13 protein-coding genes and 1 pseudogene are annotated in these 21,069 nt (G+C 54.3%); 7 read left to right on the forward strand and 7 right to left on the reverse strand.

What is annotated here, in order from left to right:
* Positions 1–49: 49 nt before the first annotated feature.
* Positions 50–4,675: a glutamate synthase-related protein gene (locus NBE99_RS12560; RefSeq protein WP_250682385.1), complete on the reverse strand. Its 4,626-nt coding sequence runs from the start codon at positions 4,673–4,675 to the stop codon at positions 50–52.
* Between the two features lie 379 nt (positions 4,676–5,054).
* Here NBE99_RS12560 and gyrA point away from each other — a divergent pair, with 379 nt between their 5' ends.
* From gyrA to NBE99_RS12580, 4 genes are all read left to right on the forward strand, one after another.
* Positions 5,055–7,616 (forward strand): DNA gyrase subunit A, encoded by a 2,562-nt coding sequence (gene gyrA, locus NBE99_RS12565; RefSeq protein ID WP_305879876.1) that lies wholly within the window; start codon positions 5,055–5,057, stop codon positions 7,614–7,616.
* Positions 7,613–8,602 carry a hopanoid-associated sugar epimerase gene (gene hpnA / locus NBE99_RS12570; protein ID WP_250682386.1) on the forward strand — a complete coding sequence of 330 codons (990 nt, stop codon included), beginning with the start codon at positions 7,613–7,615 and terminating at the stop codon, positions 8,600–8,602. Before gyrA ends, hpnA begins: the two co-directional genes overlap by 4 nt.
* Positions 8,603–8,651: 49 nt before the next feature.
* Positions 8,652–9,734 carry a class I SAM-dependent methyltransferase gene (locus NBE99_RS12575; RefSeq protein ID WP_250682387.1) on the forward strand — a complete coding sequence of 361 codons (1,083 nt, stop codon included), beginning with the start codon at positions 8,652–8,654 and terminating at the stop codon, positions 9,732–9,734.
* A gap of 115 nt (positions 9,735–9,849) precedes the next feature.
* Entirely contained in the window at positions 9,850–10,299 is a 450-nt protein-coding gene (locus NBE99_RS12580; RefSeq protein ID WP_250682388.1) for a hemerythrin family protein, read from the forward strand.
* Positions 10,300–10,308: 9 nt separating this feature from the next.
* Here NBE99_RS12580 and NBE99_RS12585 read toward each other — a convergent pair whose 3' ends face one another.
* From NBE99_RS12585 to NBE99_RS12605, 5 genes and pseudogenes are all read right to left on the reverse strand, one after another.
* Positions 10,309–12,045, reverse strand: coding sequence for a diflavin flavoprotein (locus tag NBE99_RS12585; protein WP_250682389.1), 1,737 nt, complete (start codon positions 12,043–12,045; stop codon positions 10,309–10,311).
* Positions 12,046–12,310: 265 nt separating this feature from the next.
* Entirely contained in the window at positions 12,311–12,745 is a 435-nt protein-coding gene (locus tag NBE99_RS12590; protein WP_250683739.1) for a DUF4276 family protein, read from the reverse strand.
* 201 nt (positions 12,746–12,946) lie between these two features.
* Positions 12,947–14,138, reverse strand: a pseudogene (locus NBE99_RS12595) (AAA family ATPase).
* A 430-nt stretch (positions 14,139–14,568) separates the two neighbouring features.
* Positions 14,569–15,969, reverse strand: a complete 1,401-nt coding sequence (dacB, locus tag NBE99_RS12600; protein ID WP_250682391.1) for a D-alanyl-D-alanine carboxypeptidase/D-alanyl-D-alanine-endopeptidase — start codon at positions 15,967–15,969, stop codon at positions 14,569–14,571.
* Positions 15,935–16,390: a GNAT family N-acetyltransferase gene (locus NBE99_RS12605; protein WP_399371085.1), complete on the reverse strand. Its 456-nt coding sequence runs from the start codon at positions 16,388–16,390 to the stop codon at positions 15,935–15,937. The genes dacB and NBE99_RS12605 overlap by 35 nt, the downstream gene beginning before the upstream one ends.
* A 238-nt stretch (positions 16,391–16,628) precedes the next feature.
* Between NBE99_RS12605 and NBE99_RS12610 the strand changes: the two genes are divergently transcribed.
* From NBE99_RS12610 to NBE99_RS12620, 3 genes are read left to right on the forward strand one after another with little or no spacing between them, the layout of a single operon-like run.
* Positions 16,629–18,356 carry a succinate dehydrogenase/fumarate reductase flavoprotein subunit gene (locus NBE99_RS12610; RefSeq protein ID WP_250682393.1) on the forward strand — a complete coding sequence of 576 codons (1,728 nt, stop codon included), beginning with the start codon at positions 16,629–16,631 and terminating at the stop codon, positions 18,354–18,356.
* A 4-nt stretch (positions 18,357–18,360) separates the two neighbouring features.
* Positions 18,361–19,410 carry a TrkA family potassium uptake protein gene (locus NBE99_RS12615; protein WP_250682394.1) on the forward strand — a complete coding sequence of 350 codons (1,050 nt, stop codon included), beginning with the start codon at positions 18,361–18,363 and terminating at the stop codon, positions 19,408–19,410.
* Positions 19,407–20,174 (forward strand): TrkA family potassium uptake protein, encoded by a 768-nt coding sequence (locus tag NBE99_RS12620; RefSeq protein WP_250682395.1) that lies wholly within the window; start codon positions 19,407–19,409, stop codon positions 20,172–20,174. The genes NBE99_RS12615 and NBE99_RS12620 overlap by 4 nt, the downstream gene beginning before the upstream one ends.
* Here the strand turns inward: NBE99_RS12620 and NBE99_RS12625 are convergent.
* Positions 20,171–20,989, reverse strand: a complete 819-nt coding sequence (locus tag NBE99_RS12625) for a carbohydrate ABC transporter permease (protein WP_250682396.1) — start codon at positions 20,987–20,989, stop codon at positions 20,171–20,173. The genes NBE99_RS12620 and NBE99_RS12625 overlap by 4 nt on opposite strands.
* Between the last annotated feature and the right edge of the window lie 80 nt (positions 20,990–21,069).

A 21,069-nucleotide genomic window follows, 5' to 3' on the forward strand; every position in this document is an offset into this window, starting at 1 on the left:
TCCGTAGGCCTTCCCCTCAATTTTAGGCTGGCCAAGAAAAGCCGATTTTTTAAGACAGGGGACTCAGAACCTTACTGTCGGTCTCCGTGGCTGCCTCGCCAATGACCTCTGGTGTATTGGCTTCTGAGGGCGGCACCACCTGCCAGAAGAGGGGTAAATACCGCTCCCATTGCTCGAGAATCATTGCTGCCTTGGCACTGCCGGTGCGCTCGTGGTGAGCAGTAATCAGTTGCTTGAGTTGAGCGGCGCCAATAGCAGAGGTGACCCGCTGGAGCTTGACAATTTCGGGGTTTACCTTGGCGGGGAAGTCACCCGCTTCATCCAAGATATAGGCCAAGCCACCCGTCATACCGGCACCGACATTGCGACCTGTGGTTCCCAAGACCACCACCACACCGCCGGTCATGTACTCACAGCAGTGATCCCCTGTGCCCTCAACAACGGCATAGGCTTTGGAGTTGCGGACAGCAAATCGTTCACCGGCGCGGCCATTGGCAAAGAGGAACCCACCCGTGGCGCCGTAGAGACAGGTGTTGCCAATAATCACATTCTCCGCAGCCGCGTAGGGGGCATTGGCCGGCGGCTTGATAATGATTTCACCGCCGTGCATCCCTTTGCCGACATAGTCATTGGCTTCCCCTGTGAGGTTGAGGATCATCCCCGGCAGGTTGAAGGCGCCAAAGCTCTGACCCGCACTGCCGCGGAAGTTGAGGGTAATCTGACCTTCAAAGCCGGTGTTACCATACTTTTTGGCAATGACACCCGCAATCCGTGCCCCCACGGTGCGATCAGTGTTGACAATGGGCAGCTCCAGCTCAACGGTTTGTTGTTTTTCAATCGCTGCTTGCACCTCTGGGCGTGCCAAGATGGCATCATCGAGAACAGCCCCGTTACTGTGAACGGTTTCGTGTTGCAGCCACTGGCGATCGTGCCGCGTGTCGGGTAACTTCGTCAGGCAATCCAGATTCAGGGGCGCGGTTTTCGTCAGGGTGACATCCTGCCGCGGTACCAGTAAATCCGCGCGGCCAATGATCTCGTTCAGGCTGCGGTAGCCCAGTTTTGCCAAAATTGAGCGCACCTCTTCGGCAATAAAGAGGAAGAAGTTCACCACATGCTCAGGCATACCGGGGAAGCGCTTGCGCAGTTCTTCTTTTTGGGTGGCCACGCCCACAGGACAATTATTGGTGTGGCAAATCCGCGCCATGATGCAGCCCTCGGCAATCATTGCCACCGAGCCAAAGCCAAATTCCTCGGCACCCATCAGTGCCCCCATGACGACATCCCAGCCACACTTGAGGCCACCATCCACCCGCAGAATCACGCGATCGCGCAGTTGATTTTCGAGGAGAACACGGTGAACCTCCGTCAGACCCAGTTCCCACGGACTGCCGGCATGCTTAATTGAACTCAAGGGTGAAGCACCCGTGCCGCCATCGTGACCGGAAATTTGAATCACATCGGCGTTGGCCTTCGCTACCCCCGCGGCAATCGTACCAATGCCAATTTCTGCCACCAGTTTTACGGAGACTTGGGCTTGGGGATTGATCTGGTGCAGATCAAAGATCAGTTGCGCCAAATCCTCAATGGAGTAAATGTCGTGGTGAGGGGGCGGTGAAATGAGGGAGACTCCCGGCTTGGAGCGCCGCAGCATAGCAATGTAGGGGCTGACTTTGGTGCCCGGCAGTTGACCCCCTTCCCCCGGTTTTGCCCCTTGGGCAATCTTGATTTCAATTTGCTGGGCATTGATCAGGTACTCAGGGGTGACGCCAAAGCGCCCAGAGGCCACCTGTTTAATCGCTGAGCTGGCGGTGTCACCATTGCGCAAGCCCCGCAAATGGGGAAATTGGGGAGAGTGCCCCTCGGCATCCACATCCGTGAGCACTTGGAAGCGAATTGGATCTTCACCGCCCTCACCAGAGTTGGATTTGGCACCGAGGCGGTTCATGGCGATCGCCAGCACCTCATGGGCTTCCCGCGAGAGGGCACCCAAGGACATGCCGCCAGTACAGAAGCGCTTAACAATTTCGCTGGCAGGTTCGACCTCCTCGAGGGGAATACTGGGGCGATCGCTCTGGAAGTCCAGTAGATCCCGCAACGCTGTGGGTACCCGCTCCCGCAATTGGCGGCGATAGACCTCGTAGTGGTCGTAGCGATTGCTGGTCACCGCCTTGTGGAGGGCCTTGGCCATCTCCGGATTGTTCATGTGGTACTCGCCCCCCGGACGGAACTGGACAAAGCCAAAGTTCTCCAGTTTCTTTGCGGTGAGTTCGGGGAAGGCTTTCTGGTGAAAGGCAATGGTTTCTTGCGCGAGATCCTGTAGCGTTAGACCGCCCACGCGAGAAGTAGTACCAATAAAGGCCTTATTAAGCAGGTCATCACCAATGCCAATGGCCTCAAAGATTTGGGCACCGCGATAGCTGGCAATCAAGGAGATGCCCATCTTGGAGAGAATTTTTAGGAGTCCCTCTTCTATGGCTTTGCGATAGTTGGCCTGCACTTGTTGCAGTGTCAGTTGCGGTAGTTTCCCCTTGGCCATCAGGCTTTGGGTGCGATCGCTATACCACCACTGGCGAATCGTTTCCCACGTCAGATAGGGACACACTGCCCCTGCCCCGTAACCAATCAGACAGGCAAAGTGATGGGTACTCCAGCATTGGGCTGTTTCCACCACGAGGGAGACACGACGGCGAATGCCTTGGGCAATCAAATGGTGGTGAACGGCACCCACGGCCAACAGCGGCGGAATATAGGAGGTGTCCGCATCAAGGAGATGGGGTTCGCCAGCAAGATTGTGGCGATCGCTGAGGACAAGGATTTCAGCCCCTCCCCTAACGGCTGCCGCTGCCTGTTCACAGAGCCGATTCACCGCTGCCTCTAAGCCCGCAGGCCCTTGGGCGATCGCAAATTGTGTCGAGAGGCGAGTCGTGCCAAAGGGTACCTTGAGAATTTCCTCTAGCTCTGCTTCGTTGATTAGGGGTGAATTGAGTTGCAATAGGCGCGCATCTTCGGGGCGTTCAACCAGCAGATTCCCTCGGGCGCCAAGGCGAGTCACCAGCGACATCACCAGTTTTTCCCGCAGTGGATCAATGGCGGGATTGGTGACTTGGGCAAAGCGCTGCTTGAAGTAGTCGTAGAACAGGTGGGGTTGCTGCGAGAGCACCGCCAAAGGAATGTCATCCCCCATGCAGAAGGTGGGTTCCTTGCCGTCCTTGGCCATAGCCTCAATGATCATTTCTACATCTTCGGCACTGAAGCCAAAGGCCATTTGCTGTTGTAGACAGGTCTGGCTTTCAAGGGTGGGGGTTTCGCCATAGGGTTGAGGCGTGAGTTCTTGGCGGTAGGTTTTCAGCCATTCACCGTAGGGCTGCTGCTGTGCCACCCGCTGTTTAATTTCCCAGTTGGTAAGCAGTTCTTGGTGCTCTAGATCAACGGCAATCATCTGCCCCGGACCAAGGCGGCCCTTTTCAATCACCGTTGCTTCATCAATTTGAATGCTGCCTGCCTCGGAAGAGACAATCACGAGATCGTCATTGGTGAGGGTATAGCGGGCGGGGCGTAGGCCATTGCGATCGAGGGTGGCGCCAACAATTTTGCCATCGGAAAAGGCCACCAATGCAGGACCATCCCAAGCCTCTTGAATGCCACTGTAGTATTCGTAAAAGTCCACCACCTCTGGGTGATCCGCCAAATCGGGCTGATTTTGATAGGCCTCGGGAACCAGCATCATCATTGCCTGCAAGGGCTGTCGTCCCGATTGCACCAGCAGTTCAAGGACGTTGTCGAGGTTGGCGGAGTCGCTGTTTTCGGCATTAACAATCGGCATCAGATCCGCAAAGGCTTCGCCCCAATAGGGATGGCTCAGTTGAGCTGCCCGTGCCCGCATCCAGTTGATATTCCCCAAGAGGGTATTGATTTCGCCGTTGTGCCCCAGCATGCGCATGGGTTGAGCCAAGGGCCACTTGGGCATGGTGTTGGTACTAAAGCGACGGTGATAGAGGGCAAAGGGGGTGATGTAGTTGGGGTTCCGCAGATCGTCATAAAACTGGGCCAGCACCACCGATCGCACCATGCCCTTATAGACAATTGTGCGGGTGGAGAAAGAACAAATATAGAAGTCCTGTCGCCAGTCCGCTTTGGTTTGAGCGATCGCCCGCTCAATGCGCTTGCGGGTCAAGTAGAGTTGCCGCTCCAGTTCATCGCCACTCGCTTTGCTCGAAGCCACAAAGAGCTGTTCAATCTGAGGCTGATTTTGTTTCGCCTGCACCCCCAAAACACTGGGATTGACAGGTACCGGCCGCCAGCCCAACAGGCGCAGTTCATTTTCACTGAGCACCCGTTCGACAATACCTTTCGCCGCTGCTGTTGCCGCCCCTTGGGGCAAAAAGATCATGGCCACGCCAATCCGCTGCCGCGGGATGCCAAACTCTGGCAACAACTCCCACGGAATCGCTGTCATGATGCCAGCCCCATCCCCAGAGTCGCGATCGGCACTACAGCCCCCCCGATGTTCAAGGCAGGTCAATCCCTCAAGGGCTTGGGTCAAGATGCGGTGACTGGCCACCCCCTTACAATGGGCAACAAAACCCACACCACAGGCATCTCGCTCGGCTACAAGCCAAGGCTGTCCATGGTAACCAACTTGATGCTTGGGGGAAGAAAAGGTGGATTGTTGCATGGGTCTGAGAACGTTCAATCGACTGAGGGATGAAAACGTTGTCTTGGCAACAGCAACCTGCTCTAGGGACTGAAAAACGCCACGACTCGAAAGGGGGAGCCAAGGCGACAGTATAGAGATTAGAGAGTGCTGGTGATGGATCAACGTATAGGGTCTCTCGCTATTATAGGGGTTTCTCTTGGATCCAGAAACGCCAAAGCAAGAGATTGTTAAGGTTTGGCTATAGGAACCGGCAAACTAGCGATCGCTGAGGCTGACTTGAAGGCTAGAACGCCGCAGCAGAGAGGGGTTAAGGTTGGCGTTCAGGCTGGCGTGATATCATTAAATTTTCCAACTAAACAACAAGGCTTCCAGATTAATTGCTTGGTAAAACACGCCCATGAGCTTTGCTGCTGATTCTTCTCGGATCATTCCCACTGAGCTGCGGGATGAGATTTCGCGCTCGTACCTTGAATACGCCATGAGCGTCATTGTGGGGCGTGCTCTCCCCGATGCCCGCGATGGTCTCAAGCCCGTACACCGGCGGATTCTCTATGCCATGCACGAGTTGGGGCTGACCAGCGATCGCCCCTTCCGCAAATGTGCCCGTGTGGTGGGGGAAGTGCTAGGGAAATATCACCCCCACGGCGATTCCGCGGTCTATGATGCCCTCGTGCGGATGGCGCAGGACTTTTCCATGCGTCACCCCCTGATTGATGGCCATGGCAACTTTGGCTCCATTGACAATGATCCGCCAGCAGCGATGCGCTACACCGAGTGTCGGCTGCAAGCCCTAGCCACCGAAGCCCTGTTGCAGGACATCGAGCAAGAAACCGTTGACTTTGTTGATAACTTTGATGGCTCGCAGCAGGAACCACTGGTGTTACCGGCGCGGATTCCCCAGTTGCTGCTCAATGGCACCTCCGGTATTGCTGTGGGTATGGCGACGAATATCCCGCCCCATAACTTGGGAGAACTGGTGGATGGGCTGGTGGCCTTAATTCATAACCCCCAGATCAGCGATCGCGAGCTAATGCGCTACATTCCGGGGCCTGATTTTCCCACCGGGGGGCATATCCTTGGTCAAGGGGGGATTGAAGAGGCCTACACCACTGGTCGCGGCTCGATTACACTGCGGGCAGTGGCCACGATTGAAACCCTTGAAGCACCGGGTCGCCAACCTCGGGAGGCGATTATCGTGACGGAGTTGCCCTACCAAACCAACAAGGCAGCGCTGATGGAAAAAATTGCCGAGTTGGTGAATGAGAAAAAAATTGAGGGCATTGCCGATCTGCGGGACGAAAGCGATCGCGATGGCATTCGGGTGGTGATTGAGCTAAAGCGGGATGCCTACCCCCGTGTGGTGCTCAACAATCTCTACAAGCAAACGCCGCTACAGGTGAATTTTGGCGCCAATATGCTGGCGATCGTCAACGGTGAGCCGCAATTGCTGACCCTCAAACGCAGTTTAGAGGTGTTCCTTAGTTTCCGCGAGGAGGCGATCGCCCGCCGTACCCGCTATGCCCTGCGCAAGGCCGAAGAACGGGATCACCTACTCCAAGGCTTGCTGGTGGCGTTGGCCAATCTCGATGCCGTGATTCAACTGATTCGCAGTGCCAGTGACACCGCCCTTGCGCGCCAGCAATTGATGCAAACCTATGCCCTCAGTGAAGCCCAAGCGGATGCCATTTTGCAGATGCAACTGCGGCGACTCACCGCCCTAGAGGCGGAAAAAATTGAGCGGGAGCACGCAGACCTTCAGCGGCAAATTGCTGATTACCGCGATATTTTGGCCAATCGGCAGCGGGTGCTAGAGATTATTGAAAAAGAAGTCACCGAACTCAAGGCCAAGTTTGCTACCCCGCGGCGATCGCTGATTGTGCAGGCGGATGGGGAGATTAGCGATACCGATTTAATTGCCAATGATAAATCCGTCATTCTCGTTACCCAGCAGGGCTACATCAAGCGGATGCCCGTGGATACCTTTGAAGCCCAAAGTCGGGATGGTCGCGGCCGCAAAGGAGCAGAAATTAAAGAGGATGATGCCGTTGAACACTTCTTTAGTTGCAATGATCACGATCGCATTCTCTTCTTTAGCGATCGCGGTTTAGTGTATGCGTTACCCGCCTACCAAATTCCCAGTGGCTCACGCCAAGCCCGCGGCACCCCTATTGTCCAACTGCTGCCCATTCCCCGCGAGGAAAAAATTACCTCCGTCATTGCCGTCCAAGAGTTTAGTGAAGATGAGTATCTGGTGATGCTCACCCGTAAGGGATTCATTAAGAAAACGGCGCTGGCAGCCTTTAGCAATATCCGCACCAATGGTTTGATTGCCATTTCCCTTGAGGAGGGGGATGAGTTGCGCTGGGTGCGTCGTGCTCGTGAGGAAGATACAATTATCATTGGCTCCCGTCAGGGCATGGCGATTCATTTTCGCGCGAGTCACGATCAACTCCGCCCCTTGGGACGAGCGACGCGGGGGGTCAAGTCCATGAGCTTGCGACCGGGAGATGAGTTGGTGGGGATGGACATTTTGCCGGCAGCGATCGCCAACCGTTTTGCCACCACCCCTGAGGATGACAGTGCAGAGATTGAAGAAACCGAGGAAACCGTGGCTCAAACGGAAGGTCCTTGGGTACTCGTGATCACCACCAATGGCTACGGCAAACGCGTCCCCGTGCAACAATTCCGTCTGCAAAACCGCGCCGGCATGGGCATTACCGCCACCAAGTTCAAAGCCAAAAGTAACGAGGATCAACTGGCCGCTCTGCGAATTGTCAATGCTGAGGATGAATTGATGATTGTCACCAGTCGCGGCATCATTATTCGTCAAAAGGTCATGGATATTTCCTCGCAGTCGCGATCGGCCACGGGCGTCCGTCTACAACGCCTAGATGAGGATGATGTGATTGTCACCGCAGCCGTCTTGCCCCCCGGTAGTATGGAGGCCGAGGAAGATTGAGCACCACCGCCTTTCTCACCGGTGCCAGTGGCTTTGTCGGTACCCATGTGGCACAAGTCCTTGCAGAGAGGGGGTATCGCGTCCGTGCCCTCGTGCGCCAACCGCAGCAGGCTGCCCATCTCAAGGCGTGGGATGTGGATCTGGTGCAGGGGGATCTGCGCACCAGTGACTTAGTGCCCTTGATGCGGGGGTGCCAAGTCCTCTTCCATGTTGCCGCTCATTACAGTCTGTGGCGGCGCGATCGCCCCCTCCTCTACGCCGTTAATGTCGAGGGCACCCGTCGAGTTTTGGCTGCTGCCCGTGAGGCCGGCATTGAGCGCACCGTTTGCACCAGTTCCGTGGCCGCTATTGGCGTGGATCCCAGTGGCCAACCCACAACTGAGGCTTACCAAAGCCCCCCCGACAAGTTGATTAGCGAGTACAAACGCTCCAAGTACTGGGCAGAGCAGGTGGCTCATGAGGCAGTTGCTCAAGGGCAAGATATTGTGATTGTCAATCCCAGCACCCCCATTGGCGCTTGGGATGCGAAGCCCACCCCCACAGGCGAGATCATCCTGCGCTTTCTGCGGCGGCAGATGCCCTTTTACGTCAATACAGGGTTGAACCTGATCCATGTGCGCGATGTGGCGATCGGTCATCTCTTGGCCTTGGAAAAAGGCAAAACCGGTGAACGCTACATCCTTGGCCACCAAAACCTCACGCTGGCAGAAATTCTCGGGCGCCTAGCCGCGATTACTGGATTGCCACGTCCCCTTGGCGAAATTCCCGTCGTCATTCCCTTAGTCGTGGCTTGGTTGGATGAAGTGGTGCTGGGGGCCTTGGGAAAACAACCTGCTATCCCCGTCGATGGAGTGCGCATGGCACAGCAAAAGATGTTTTACGATGCCCACAAAGCAGTCGCTGAATTGGGCTTGCCCCAGACGCCGATTGATGAAGCGCTCCGAGACGCCGTGACTTGGTACCGCGAGCGGGGGTACTGCCCCTAGGGTTTGCGATATAGTGAGGAATGGAAATTATGAAGTTTAGTTAAGAACTATGTTGGTTACGCCCTTTGCTTCTCAGTTACCGTTTGTGGAAGAGATGCTTCACAGTGGCTATCAAGCCCTGCAATGGGGCAAAAATATCTTTGCGATCGCCCACAAAACCTTGAGTGCTCGTCTTCTCAATACCCTCTTCCCCACTGAGGAGCGGACGCAACCTCTTAGCCCTGAGTTGCAAGCGTGGATTAAGGAACGCTACGAGGCGCTGCTCCAGCAAGATTGGCAAGACGCCGCTGCGGGCTTGTATCCGTCTACCCTCTTGTTTGACGCCCCTTGGGAAGAATTTTTGCGCTTTTATCCTGTACTGTGGCTGGATTTGCCGCGGATGTGGCAGCGGGCGCGAGCGCGCCAATTTCAGGAGTTTGCCAAGGACGTGCGTCTAGAAGACTATCCCCAGTACTATCGCCAAAACTTCCACTACCAAACCGACGGCTACCTCAGTGAAACCTCCGCCAATCTTTACGATGTTCAAGTGGAGCTGCTCTTTGGCGGTACGGCAGATGCGATGCGGCGGCGAGTGATTGCTCCCATTGCCCAGCATTTTGCTGCTCATCCTGCCACGCCCCCGCTGCGAATTCTTGATGTGGCCTGTGGTACGGGTCGCACCCTGAAACAACTGCGCTATGGCTTCCCCAAAGCAGCCCTCTTTGGCATTGATTTGTCCCCTACCTACTTGCGCAAAGCCAACTCCCTACTAGCGACCCAGACGGGTGATCTGCCGCAACTCATTCAGGGGAATGCTGAAAGCCTACCCTACGTGGATAACTACTTTAGCGCCGTCACCTGTGTCTTTCTTTTTCATGAACTGCCTGCCCCAGTACGCCAAAATGTGATCAATGAATGCGCCCGCGTTCTCCAGCCGGGGGGCCTCTTTGTGATTTGCGACTCGATTCAAGCCCTTGATTCCCCAGAGCAGCGACCGATGATGGAAAACTTTGCCAACCTTTTCCACGAACCCTTTTACCGCAACTACATCGAAGATGATCTGAACATCCGCTTAGAAAAGGCGGGGCTGGTGGTCAAAGACACTCAACACCACTTTATGAGCAAGTATTGGGTGGCCGTTAAACCTTCTTAGTCCAACAGAGCCAGTCTGCTACGGTTTGTAACAGTGTCTGTCGGCGGCAGTAGGCGCTTGGTAGCCTGAAGGCAGTACCTTAGCCTTTCCCTGTTGCAGTCTGGAGGATAGCTCTATGGATGGGTTGGCATGGCAAGCGGAGTTTGTGTCTGGCTTGGCGGAAATCGATCAGGAGCATCAGGCACTGCTGGAGACGTTGCAGCAGTTACGTTCCGCGATCGCCCAAGGGGCATCATTTACTCAGGTAAAGCCCCAATTATTAGCCTGTGCCACCGAAACTGAACGCCACTTTCAGCACGAAGAAACCCTCATGGCTGCCGCCAACCACCCCCTTTACCTATCGCACCGCGCAGCTCATCAAAACCTCCTGCGGGACTTGAGTTTGGTGCTTGAGGATGTGCAAATTCATCCCGAAAAGCTGACGCCAGAGACGATCGAGGCGATTGGTGCCCTAGTAGTGCGCCATATTCGCGAAGAAGATCTGCCAATGCTCTACCTGCTCACCCATCCCGAGGAGCTAGCGCAGCAACAAGCGGCCGAATTAACGGCGGAAAATGCGTTTTAGATCTCTGTGCTAACTGCTGGTTTTGCGATGTTGGATTGCCGTTAGGCCACTGGTTTGCAGCAATTCCCCACTCTCGACCACGGCATAGATCAGCCAGTGGTTGCCACAGTTCATGCGGGACTCTACCGTACATTCCAAATAGGCGAGGGCATCGAGCAAAATGGGGGCACCACTCTCAGCGCTTTTGAGACCAAGGGTGGCCAATTGTTGCTCACCAAGGCGTTGCGCCTGCTGAAATTGGCGCACGAGGGGACTGCCTTCCTTGAGAATATTCAAGACAAAGCGATCGCCCACTAGGCACAAGCTTTCTGCCCATTCCTGCGGCAAGGACACCGTGATACCGGGGGGATTAAACGAGGCTTGGGAGACCGACGACACCAAAATAGCCGCCGCTTGGGTGAGGTGAAAACAGCCTTCCGGTAGGGTGGTCAGGACACACAGGGAACCCACCACCCGGTTCATGGCTTGTTCGGTGCGATCCACTTGCGCTTCCACGAGACTGGGGGGGCGGACGGTGCGGCTCTTGCGTAGTTTCTTCAGGGCTTGGGCAAACTCGTTGGCAGCAATTTGGCATTTTTCAAGATCGCTAGCCGTGGGGGTAAACTTCACCCGCAGCGTTTCAAAGCCAAGGGTATAACCAGCATCAAGCAACTTTTGCTCAATATCATCAATGGCCTCACCGCTCCAACCATAGGAGCCAAAGACCCCCGCCAGCTTGGTTTGGCTGCCCTCCGCCAAGATAAATCCTAAGGCGGTCTGCACCTGTGTCGGCATGTGTCCCCCTAGGGTGGGCGAGCCAATAATAAAGCCATCACTACTGTGGATCAGGGCTTGCATTTCTGCTGGGGGTGTGGTTTCACAGTTAATGGCCTCCACTTGCACCCCGGCGGCGGTGAGGGCTTGGGCAATCGCATTGGCTAGAATTGCCGTATTGCCATAGGCAGAAGCATAGAAAAGCGCCACCTTCGTGTCCTGTTCCGTTTGGGCTTGGCACCAGTCACGATAGTCCTGAAAAAGGCGGCTACGGCTAAACTTGACAATCGGACCGTGGGCAGGGGCATAGAGGCGCGGTGGCGGGGTCAGTTCTGCGAGCCGATCTAAAATGCTTTCCACTTGGCGGGTTTGCGCCGCATGCAAACATTCAAAGTAGTAGGCGCGATCCTCATCCAGTTTTTTCCACTGCTCGTCGTAGAGACTATCACTACAGACATGGGCACCAAAGAGCTTATCCGTGAACACAATTTGATTCTGAGGGTCAACGGTGATCAGGCCATCGGGCCAGCGGGGTGTGGCGGCAGCAATAAACTCCAGTTGGCGATCGCCCCCTAATTCAAGGGAAGTTTCCGCACGGGGAATCCAGAGATTTACCTGCTCCCCTAGGGTGGAGCGCAAGGTCACTGCCCCTGCCTTAGAGCAGACGATAATGAGCTGGGGCGCTTTTTCCAGCAAGATCTTGACGGTCGCAAGGCGGTTGGAGTTGACATGACTGAGAATGAGATACCGCAGTTGACTGAGATCAATGTGCTGCTGGAGTTCTTGCAAATAAATCTGGGTAAAGGATTCCCCCGGCGGATCTAGAAGTGCGGGCTGGGGTGCTCGGATCAGATAGGAATTGGAAGTGGTTCCCTGCTGACGGCCATACTCCACTTCAAACTTGAGTCGATCCCAAGTGCGCGATCGCAAGACCAAAACGCCGGGCGCAATTTCTGCGACTTGAACATCACGGGGACGAGTTTCCGTGAGCATTTGACACCTCCTAAGAACCTACCGCACCAATCTCCGATGGCCTTGGCACTACCCTCCAAGACTCGGAATAGTCTTTTTGACACTATAACGTAGTTCCTTGGGGTGAAAAATTGCCCTTAATCTTGAGGCTTATACCAGCCTTTGTGACGGCGGCAGAACACTTTTTTCAAATTTACGACCAGATCAGAGGGTGTGACTGGTTCTCTGACGGACTGATTACTCATTACTCAGCCTCTATTAGCGCGGTCTTCGAATTGAATTGGTATTACAGCAAGGCATCGCGAAAGCAGACGAAGCTCGGCGATTTGCACCGGCTAGGATTCAGATGTTGCCCCAAAGCTCGCGCGACCTCAACCTTGCGTAGCCCACTTTTGAAGTACCCATGCATCACGGATTCAAATGTTTCCCAAGCGCCGCCAGCAATTGCGTTGGAATTGCGATATTTGGTTTTTTGCGTCACAGTTCGGGATACTTTTGGATAAGCAGCTCGAACAGCCTCCCAGTCGCCAAAGTACCAAGCCTCCAACTCCTCAATTGCAATCCGATTAACAAGTTGCCAACATAAGGGCGAATTACTTCGAGTTTTCAGTCCTGCCTTGGTCGCGATGTTCTCCAATTGCTGCTTCAGCTTTTTGCAGTCGTCATCGTCGCGATCCACATAAAACGACAATGCGCCAGTCAGTGGGCAGCCATTCCGCATACCCACGCAGTCGGCTTTCCAACTTGTTGAGCAAGTCTTGTTTCCCTTGAAATGGGTGCACCCCAAAGGTTTGGCCTTTTCGCAGCAACCGAGGCAGCAGTCCGTGTGGGAATACTTCCATTGAAGGCTCTTCCACGAGGAACTCGAAGTGTTGTATCACTGTCGTCTCGTTGTTTTGTTTTCTAGATGGCATTCCTTCATTCACGGCACGAGCGGATCACCTACACCGAAATATCCTTCCATCCATAGGTGACCAAGCAACGCTCCATGCTTAACAAAGTCGGACACACGCGGAATATCCGAAACTCGCTTTGATTGTGTGTAGCCTTGCTCGTCTCGCCACAGTACCCAAACCTCATCTGCACGAAGCGCGTTCAGAAAAAAGGGTGAATGCGTCGTCACAAGCATTTGTGTGCGACTGGCTGCCTTGCGGCATTCCTCGGCTAAATCAGACAATAATCGTGGATGCAAAAAGTTTTCGGGTTCCTCAATGCCGATAAAAGGTGGCGGTGTCGGATCGTAATAAGAGCACTAAATAGGCCAGCAGCTTCAATGTGCCATCAGAAGCGAACCGAGCTAATACCGGATGGGAAAAGGGAGCATCCTTGATTTGTAGAAGTAATCTTCCATCTGGCATCGTTTCGGTGATTACTTTTTCAATTCGCGGTACACGCTGACGCAACACGTTAAAAATTCCCTCCAGTCTCGATGGGTGTTGTTCCGCTAGGTATTGAATCACATTGGCGAGGTTGTCACCCGTGCGCGACAAGCGTTCCTGTGGACCGGCCTCAGGTTGGCCGCGCGCTTGTTCCGCTGAAAGGTACGAGACATACCAACCCGTGATAAATTCTCGCAATGCGGCCACGCGCGGGTGCTCCTCAAATTGCCCCAATGCATTCACCGCGAGTAAATCTGCGCTTTTGAGGGATATCTCCACACGCTGGTCTTGGTCATCCGGTAATTCGCCGCTGACAGCTCGACCCTTACCTTCTCGATATTCCAAAAAACGAAACGGCTTGCCGCAACTCCTCCGCCGCCATTGCAACCATTCCTCGACGACTGTTGGACTACCTGCTCTCTCGTCAATACTCAGATGATAGGTGATGATCGGATAATTCAATTCTTTGTATTTGATTTCAATCGTAATCGGCCCCTCGGCATTGCGAGTTCTTAACTCCTTAGCACGCCCGCGCTTATCCCACGCCCGCCTGAGTCCTAACTCAAAGCATTCTGCTAGGAACGCAAACACGTCAAAGACAGTGGATTTACCACTCCCATTCGGTCCAAGCAAAACGGTGAGCGATCCTAAGTCATGAAACTCTACATCGCGCAATGTCCGAAAGTTTTTGACCTTTAAGTACTTAATGCGTGGCGGACTGGTAGTTGGCTGCATTAGTTGACTCATTATTCTTTTTTCTCTAAAAACTCGTCTGCATCCTTCACCCAAAACTTACTGAGGAACTGACTCGACAGTGCTACCATCCAGTTCATTAGGATAGTTCCGATGATATTTTTATGAATCTCGCTTTCATCGGATCGATTCGACAAAATCGAGCCGCACAGTGCATCGGCTATCTTGCAGAGGTGCACCTCGTAACTGACGGTGTCGCTGGTCGCTTCTACAGTTCTTCTAGAACATTATGCGTTCTCTTCGTACTCCAAATCAAATACTTGCTAGGAATTTCCAGTTCTCTGCTACTTGGCACAAATGCTTATTATTACTTCCGCTGGTAAGTACCTACTGCGGTAATATCTGGATGCTTCAACATTCTTCTTCAAAACCAGCAACAGTTCTTTTGACAATATACCCTAATGCTTTAAGGTTAAAAATTACTGTTAACCCGCATGGGAATATGATCGCAAGACTGCAATTGGGCGAGCAGAACCACCATTCGATCCAACCCTGCGCGGAGTTCTCCTGTCGCCTGCCCCCCTTGATTGACAACTATGCTAAAGACAAGGGGGCGATCCTGCAACGGTTCCACATAGCCCGCTAGGGCAACTACCCCCCGCAATGTGCCTGTTTTCGCCCAGACACGATCCTGAGCGGCCGTACCACGAAAGCGCTGCCGTAGGGTACCGGATCTGCCGGCAAGGGGGAGCGATCGCCGCCACAGCGAGGCATCATTGGTTTGCTCTATGTGTTGCAGCAGGGTGACTAAACCATGGGGCGTCAGCCAATTTTGCCGCGAGAGTCCCGAACCATCCACCAAGACTGCTACTGGGACACCGATTCGCTCTAGATAGCGTTGGCGATAGCCGGGTTGTGCTGCCTCCAGAGCGGCAAGGAGCATTTCCGCATAGAAATTGTCACTCTCTTGGAGAATCGGCAAAATTAACTCTGCTAGGGGGGGTGAAGCATGAGGCACTAAAACATCAGGTAAGGGGTCTGCTGTCTCCACTAGGCGAATCTGCCGCACTTGAATGCCCGCTTGGGCAAAGGCACGCTGCACCTGCTGCTGAAGATAAGAGGTGGGCTGAGGGAGAGGAATGCGCATTTCTGCTGGTTCACTGCCGACGTGGAGTTGACCCCGCACAATCATTTGCTGGCCGCGCACCTCACTTTCGAGAAATTCCGCTTCAGCGGTCGATACGGTACGGGTCTCATTCACCACTGGCCAAGGAAGACTGCCCTCCGGCTGCCGCAGCGCCAAAGGTTGAGCCAACTCTTGAGGAATGACCTTGAGATTGAGGGCGTTTTGATTGACACTGAAGCGCGTGACAACTGCTGCATAGCCCATCGTCAGGTCTTCGATCGCCCATGTGGGTTCCATCCTCACAGGGGTTATACCACCGATTTCCAAGACTTGAATCTGGCGAATGCCCTCTTGGGCAAGACGGACCGCCATTTGTTGCAGGTCTTGGCTGCTGAAACTCGGGTCAAAACTGCCCTGAAGACGCAGGGTTGTTCTGTCGGGCGATCGCGCACTGAGGGTGGTGATAAACCGATGATTCGCCCCCCAATAGTCAAGGGCTGCCGCCACCGTGGTCAGCTTCACATTTGAGGCGACCAAAAAGAGCTTTTCCCCTTGGTAGTCGTAGAGAAGGTCACCTGTGGTTAAATCCCGCACCACCATGCCCCACTGACCCCGTTGCCATTGGGGATTTTGGATTTCCTGTTGCAGGGCACGAGCCAAGTCTTGGCGGCAAAGGCTAAAGGCAGCAGGTGAAACCAGCAGGACAAGGATACTAACAGGGGGCAGAAGCCATCGAAGCCATGCCATGGGGCACTAAATCCTTGACATACACGCGATCGCAGCGCTGCGTTTCCACACCAGTGGCAGGTTGATAACCCAACTTTTCGTACAAATAGACTGCCGTGGTCATCGCTGACGCCGTTTCAATCCAGATTTTGCGGTAGCCCGCCGCTGCAATTGCTGCCTCCAAATGGTGCAGCAGGAATGTCCCGAGACCTTGACCGCGCACACGGGGATGAAGGTACATCTTGCGAATTTCCACGGCCGCTTCGCCCCGCTCAATCGGATAGAAGGCGATCGTGCCAACGACTTCAGAGGCTTTCTCCACTACCCAAAATTGTCCGCCACGGCGGTGGTAGTAGTCCTCCACATGCACCACATCGGCATCGGCACCTTCGGGTTGCCAAGAGAGGCCAAATTCTTCTAAAACACTGGCAATGAGTTGCATGACCGCTGCGCGATCGCGATCGCACCAATGCCGTACCCTACAATCCCCATAGTGAAGAAAGAATGCACTCAAGGACGGCTGCCTCCAGCAAGATATTGCCACTCTAACGATTCAGCGTGAGGCTCGCAAGATCATTTTGCTACTGTTTTTATCTTTGTTTAATGTTTCTCGAAATACTGTGGCTGCTACTCTCCCAATGGCCAACCTAGTATAGGAAAAGATGCTGGATTAACGGACAATGCAAGACTTTGCCGTTGTGATTGTCGGTGGTGGCCTAGCAGGCTGTCGTGCTGCTTTGGAAATTTGCCGCCTTGCCCCGGAGACCGCCATTGCCCTTGTGGCCAAAACCCATCCGATTCGTTCCCATTCCGTTGCCGCCCAAGGGGGCATTGCCGCCACGCTGAAAAATGTGGATACAGAAGACTCTTGGGAAAGCCATGCTTTTGATACGGTCAAAGGATCCGACTTCCTAGCGGATCAGGATGCGGTTGCCCTCCTCGCCCAAGAAGCCCCCGATGTCGTCATTGACCTTGAACATTTGGGCGTGCTTTTTTCCCGCTTGCCCGATGGCCGCATTGCCCAACGTCCCTTTGGCGGTCACACTCACCAGCGCACCTGCTATGCAGCCGATAAAACGGGTCACGCCATTCTCCACGAACTCTATTGCAATCTCCTGAAGTACAACGTCACGTTTTTTAGCGAATGGTATGTGCTGCGGCTGATTGTCGAAGATCAGCAGGCCAAGGGGGTCGTCGCTTACCACATTGAAACCGGTCAACTGGAAATCCTGCGGGCGCCCGCAATTCTTTTTGCAACGGGTGGGTATGGGCGCGTCTTTAATACCACGTCCAATGATTTTGCCTCTACGGGGGATGGATTGGCGATGACCGCACGAGCGGGCTTGCCCCTTGAGGATATGGAATTTGTTCAATTTCACCCTACAGGGTTGTACCCTGCTGGAGTCTTGATTTCTGAGGCAGTGCGGGGCGAAGGGGCGTATCTGATCAATGCGGCAGGTGAACGCTTTATGGCGCGCTATGCCCCGACTCGCATGGAATTAGCACCGCGCGATATTACCTCGCGGGCGATCGCCATCGAAATTCGTGAAGGGCGAGGGATTCACAGTGATGGCTCTGCCGGTGGGCCTTTTGTCTATCTCGATGTCCGCCACTTGGGTCGGGAAAAAATCATGAGTCGCATTCCCTTTTGCTGGGAGGAAGCCCATCGCTTGGCGGGGGTGGATGCCGTGGTGGAACCCATTCCTGTCCGTCCGACGGTGCACTATTCAATGGGGGGGATTCCGGTCAATGTCAATGGGCAGGTGCGCGCCAATGCCACGGAACTAGTCACAGGGTTTTATGCCGCTGGCGAATGTGCCTGTGTGTCGGTGCATGGTGCCAATCGGTTGGGGAGTAATTCCCTGTTAGAGTGTGTCGTCTATGGCCGCCGTACGGGTGCCGCGATCGCCAAGGATTTACCGAGCTTGCCCCAACCCCAATTTGACCCCCAGCCCTATCTACAGGCAGCGGAACAACAGATTCAACACCTTTTTGACCAAGCGGGGGATTTGCGTATTGCCCAACTGCGGCAGCAGGTTCAAGATTGCATGACCCAGTACTGTGGCGTGTTTCGCACTGCTGACTTAATGCAGAGGGGGTTGGAAGAATTGCAGCGGCTGAAGGCAGCCTATGCGCGGATTCGTCTCGACGATCGCCAGCGCTATTGGAACACAGAGCTGTTAGAAGCCTTTGAGTTAGCAAATATCCTCGTGGTTGCGGAAGTGATTTTGAGCAGCGCCCTTGCTCGCCAAGAAAGTCGGGGTGCCCATTTCCGTGAGGACTATCCGCAGCGGGATGATGTTAATTTTCTGCGCCACACCTTGGCCACCTACTACAGCGACGGCATTAGGATTGACTATCTGCCGGTAACCATCACCATGTTTCCGCCCCAAGAGCGCAAGTACTAGGTCTATGCGACGGTTACCTGCAACCCCTGCCCTCAACCGCTTTATTATTGGCATCACCCTCTTTGTTCTGATTATGTTGGTGGCGGTGGTGGGCTACACCAGCTTTGGCTGGAACTGGCTCGATGCCCTCTACATGTACGTGATCACCGTCTTTGGCATTGGCTATAGTGAAGTGCGACCGCTGATTACGCCGGCGCAACGCTTCTTCAACATGATGATTATTGTGGCCGGCAGTGCCGCAACCGTCTATACCATTGGTGCGGTGGTGCAACTGTTTACGGAAGGGGAGATCAAACGCCTACTCGATATTCAACGGGCGAGCCGCGACATCAACAAACTCAACCGCCATGTCATTGTCTGTGGCTTTGGCCGTATTGGTCAGGTGATGGCTCAGGAATTATCCGCATTAAAAACCCCCTTTGTGATTTTGGATGTCAATGAACAACGCATTGATTTAGCAATCCAGTTGGGCTATTTGGCCTATTTGGGGAGTGCAGCGGAGGAGGAAACCCTGCGAGTGGTGGGCATTGATCGGGCGATCGCCCTCGCAACTGTGCTGCCCAATGACACGATCAATGTCTTTATTACACTGACGGCGCGATCCATGAATCCGAATCTGCTGATTGTGGCACGGGCAAATTTAGCCACGACGGAATCAAAGCTACGCATGGCAGGGGCAGATCACATCGTCTTGCCGACAAAAATTGGTGCCAGTCAAATGACTAACTTGATTCGGCGGCCGCGCATTGATTTCCTTGAGCAAACGGGCGATCGCGAGACCCTGAATGAACTGTTGAGCCACATTGACGCTCGCCTGGAGGAACTGGAGATTACCCCCGATTACCCTTACGTGGGTACGCGCTTGACAGGACTTGAGGTGCGCGGCCAAGGGGCATTTATTATTGTTGGCTTACGCAAAAGTGACGGCCAATTGTTTCCGACTCGCGCCAATCCCCTTGTCGAAGTGGGCGATACATTGATTCTATTGGGACACGCCCAAGATGCCCCCAAGCTCATTCGCAAATATACTGCCCGCTCTCGCCACTCCCAATGACAACCCCCTCTCATCTCGCTGACCTCAAGGATCACGTCATTATTTGCGGCTACGGCCCCATAGGTCGCACGTTGGCAATGAACCTAGCTGCTGCTCAAATTCCTTTTGTGGTGATTGACAACCAGCGGCAGCGACTCCGGCTCGCCCAGCAGTCCGGCCATCTTTTCTATCGCGGTGACGATCTCATGGATGAAAATGAACTCTTGGCGGTGGGGGTGGATCGCGCGCGCACGGTGGTGGCTGTCTTGCCCGATGATGCCAGCAATGTCTTTATCACGCTGATTGCCCGTCGTCTGAATCCCAACCTACAGATCTTGGCCTATGGCGAGTTGCCGGCCACAGAGTCTAAACTGCGTTTTGCTGGCGCCGATCATGTCGTCTTGCCCTCCAGTATCAGTGCCCAACGCATGGTGCAGCTCATTACTCGCCCCACCGTTTTGGATTTTCTTGAGGAAAAAGAGGAACGCAGTCACCTGATTGAGCTATTGAGTCAGTTAGATCTCCAGATTGAGGAGTTTACGCTGCCCTTGGAGTCCTCCCTTGTGGGGCTGGCGATCGCCGATGTGGAAGCAAAAGGCCGGGGTCGCTTTATTATTGTCGCTGTCCGCCATCAGAACGGTGCCTTGGTGACCCATCCCCCCTTAACCCTGCCCCTAGCGCCGGGGGACACCTTGATTGCCCTTGGCCGAGCAGCGGAAATTAAAACCTTCTTTCGCCAATATGCCCACCGCCAGCCCATTCGCTATCGCGGCCTAGGACGCTAGCCCTTCAGTCCAGCACCGGTTTGTGAGGGAATAATATATCGCTGCAAGAAAATAAACACAATGAACACGGGCACAATTGAAATGACTGAGCCGGCGGCAATGAGTCGCCAATCCAAGGAAAATGTCCCTGCCAAAGTCACCACGCCAATGGGGAGCGTATAAAGCTCTGGCTGATCTATGACCAACAGTGGCCAGAGAAAATCACTCCAGGTGCCAATAAAAACAAAAATGCCAAGGGTAACCAACGCCGGGCGAATGGCAGGCAGCATCACAAACCACCACAGCCCCAATTCCGAGCAGCCGTCGAGGCGAGCCGCTTCCTCCAGTTCCTTGGGCACCGCCATAAAGGCCTGTCGCAGGAGAAAGATACCAAAGGCAGAGGCCAAACTCGGCAGAATCATTCCCAGATAGGTATTCCGCAGACCCAACTGCACCGCCAGAATAAACAGCGGAATCATGATGATTTGAAAGGGAATCATAATCGTGGCCAAAATGGCCGTAAAGATCACCTCACGCCCGCGAAAGGAAAGACGGGCTAAGGGATAGGCCGCCAAGGCAGACGTTAACAGATTGCATCCCACTGTTAAAACCGCGACCAGCGTACTGTTGAACAGGTACTGGCCAAAGGGATGGGTTTGCCAAACAGTGACAAAATTCGCCAAGGTTGGTTCTGCGGGCAGCCAGCGGGGCGGAAAGGCAAAAATATCTTCATTGGCAGACTTGAAAGCGGTACTGGTGAGCCACACCAAAGGGAGCAGCATGGCGATCGCGATCGCCACCAGTAGCAGGTACGTCAAGCCTCGCCGCAGGGTCATCGCCGCGTCCAAAGATTGGTAAACATCATCAACAGGCCACCAATGACAATGGCGATCGCCAGACCACCAGCTAGCCAGTC

It is taken from the genome of Thermosynechococcus sp. HN-54 (genome assembly GCF_023650955.1).
In the GTDB taxonomy this organism is placed as follows: Bacteria; Cyanobacteriota; Cyanobacteriia; order Thermosynechococcales; family Thermosynechococcaceae; genus Thermosynechococcus.

Excerpts from the sequence above, each read along its gene's own strand:
- NBE99_RS12560 (WP_250682385.1), bottom strand. The coding sequence starts at position 4,675 with ATGCAACAATCCACCTTTTCTTCCCCCAAGCATCAAGTTGGTTACCAT.
- gyrA (WP_305879876.1), top strand. The coding sequence starts at position 5,055 with ATGAGCTTTGCTGCTGATTCTTCTCGGATCATTCCCACTGAGCTGCGG.
- NBE99_RS12575 (WP_250682387.1), top strand. The coding sequence starts at position 8,652 with ATGTTGGTTACGCCCTTTGCTTCTCAGTTACCGTTTGTGGAAGAGATG.
- NBE99_RS12580 (WP_250682388.1), top strand. The coding sequence starts at position 9,850 with ATGGATGGGTTGGCATGGCAAGCGGAGTTTGTGTCTGGCTTGGCGGAA.
- NBE99_RS12585 (WP_250682389.1), bottom strand. The coding sequence starts at position 12,045 with ATGCTCACGGAAACTCGTCCCCGTGATGTTCAAGTCGCAGAAATTGCG.
- NBE99_RS12590 (WP_250683739.1), bottom strand. The coding sequence starts at position 12,745 with ATGCGGAATGGCTGCCCACTGACTGGCGCATTGTCGTTTTATGTGGAT.
- dacB (WP_250682391.1), bottom strand. The coding sequence starts at position 15,969 with ATGGCATGGCTTCGATGGCTTCTGCCCCCTGTTAGTATCCTTGTCCTG.
- NBE99_RS12605 (WP_399371085.1), bottom strand. The coding sequence starts at position 16,390 with ATGCAACTCATTGCCAGTGTTTTAGAAGAATTTGGCCTCTCTTGGCAA.
- NBE99_RS12610 (WP_250682393.1), top strand. The coding sequence starts at position 16,629 with ATGCAAGACTTTGCCGTTGTGATTGTCGGTGGTGGCCTAGCAGGCTGT.
- NBE99_RS12615 (WP_250682394.1), top strand. The coding sequence starts at position 18,361 with ATGCGACGGTTACCTGCAACCCCTGCCCTCAACCGCTTTATTATTGGC.
- NBE99_RS12620 (WP_250682395.1), top strand. The coding sequence starts at position 19,407 with ATGACAACCCCCTCTCATCTCGCTGACCTCAAGGATCACGTCATTATT.
- NBE99_RS12625 (WP_250682396.1), bottom strand. The coding sequence starts at position 20,989 with ATGACCCTGCGGCGAGGCTTGACGTACCTGCTACTGGTGGCGATCGCG.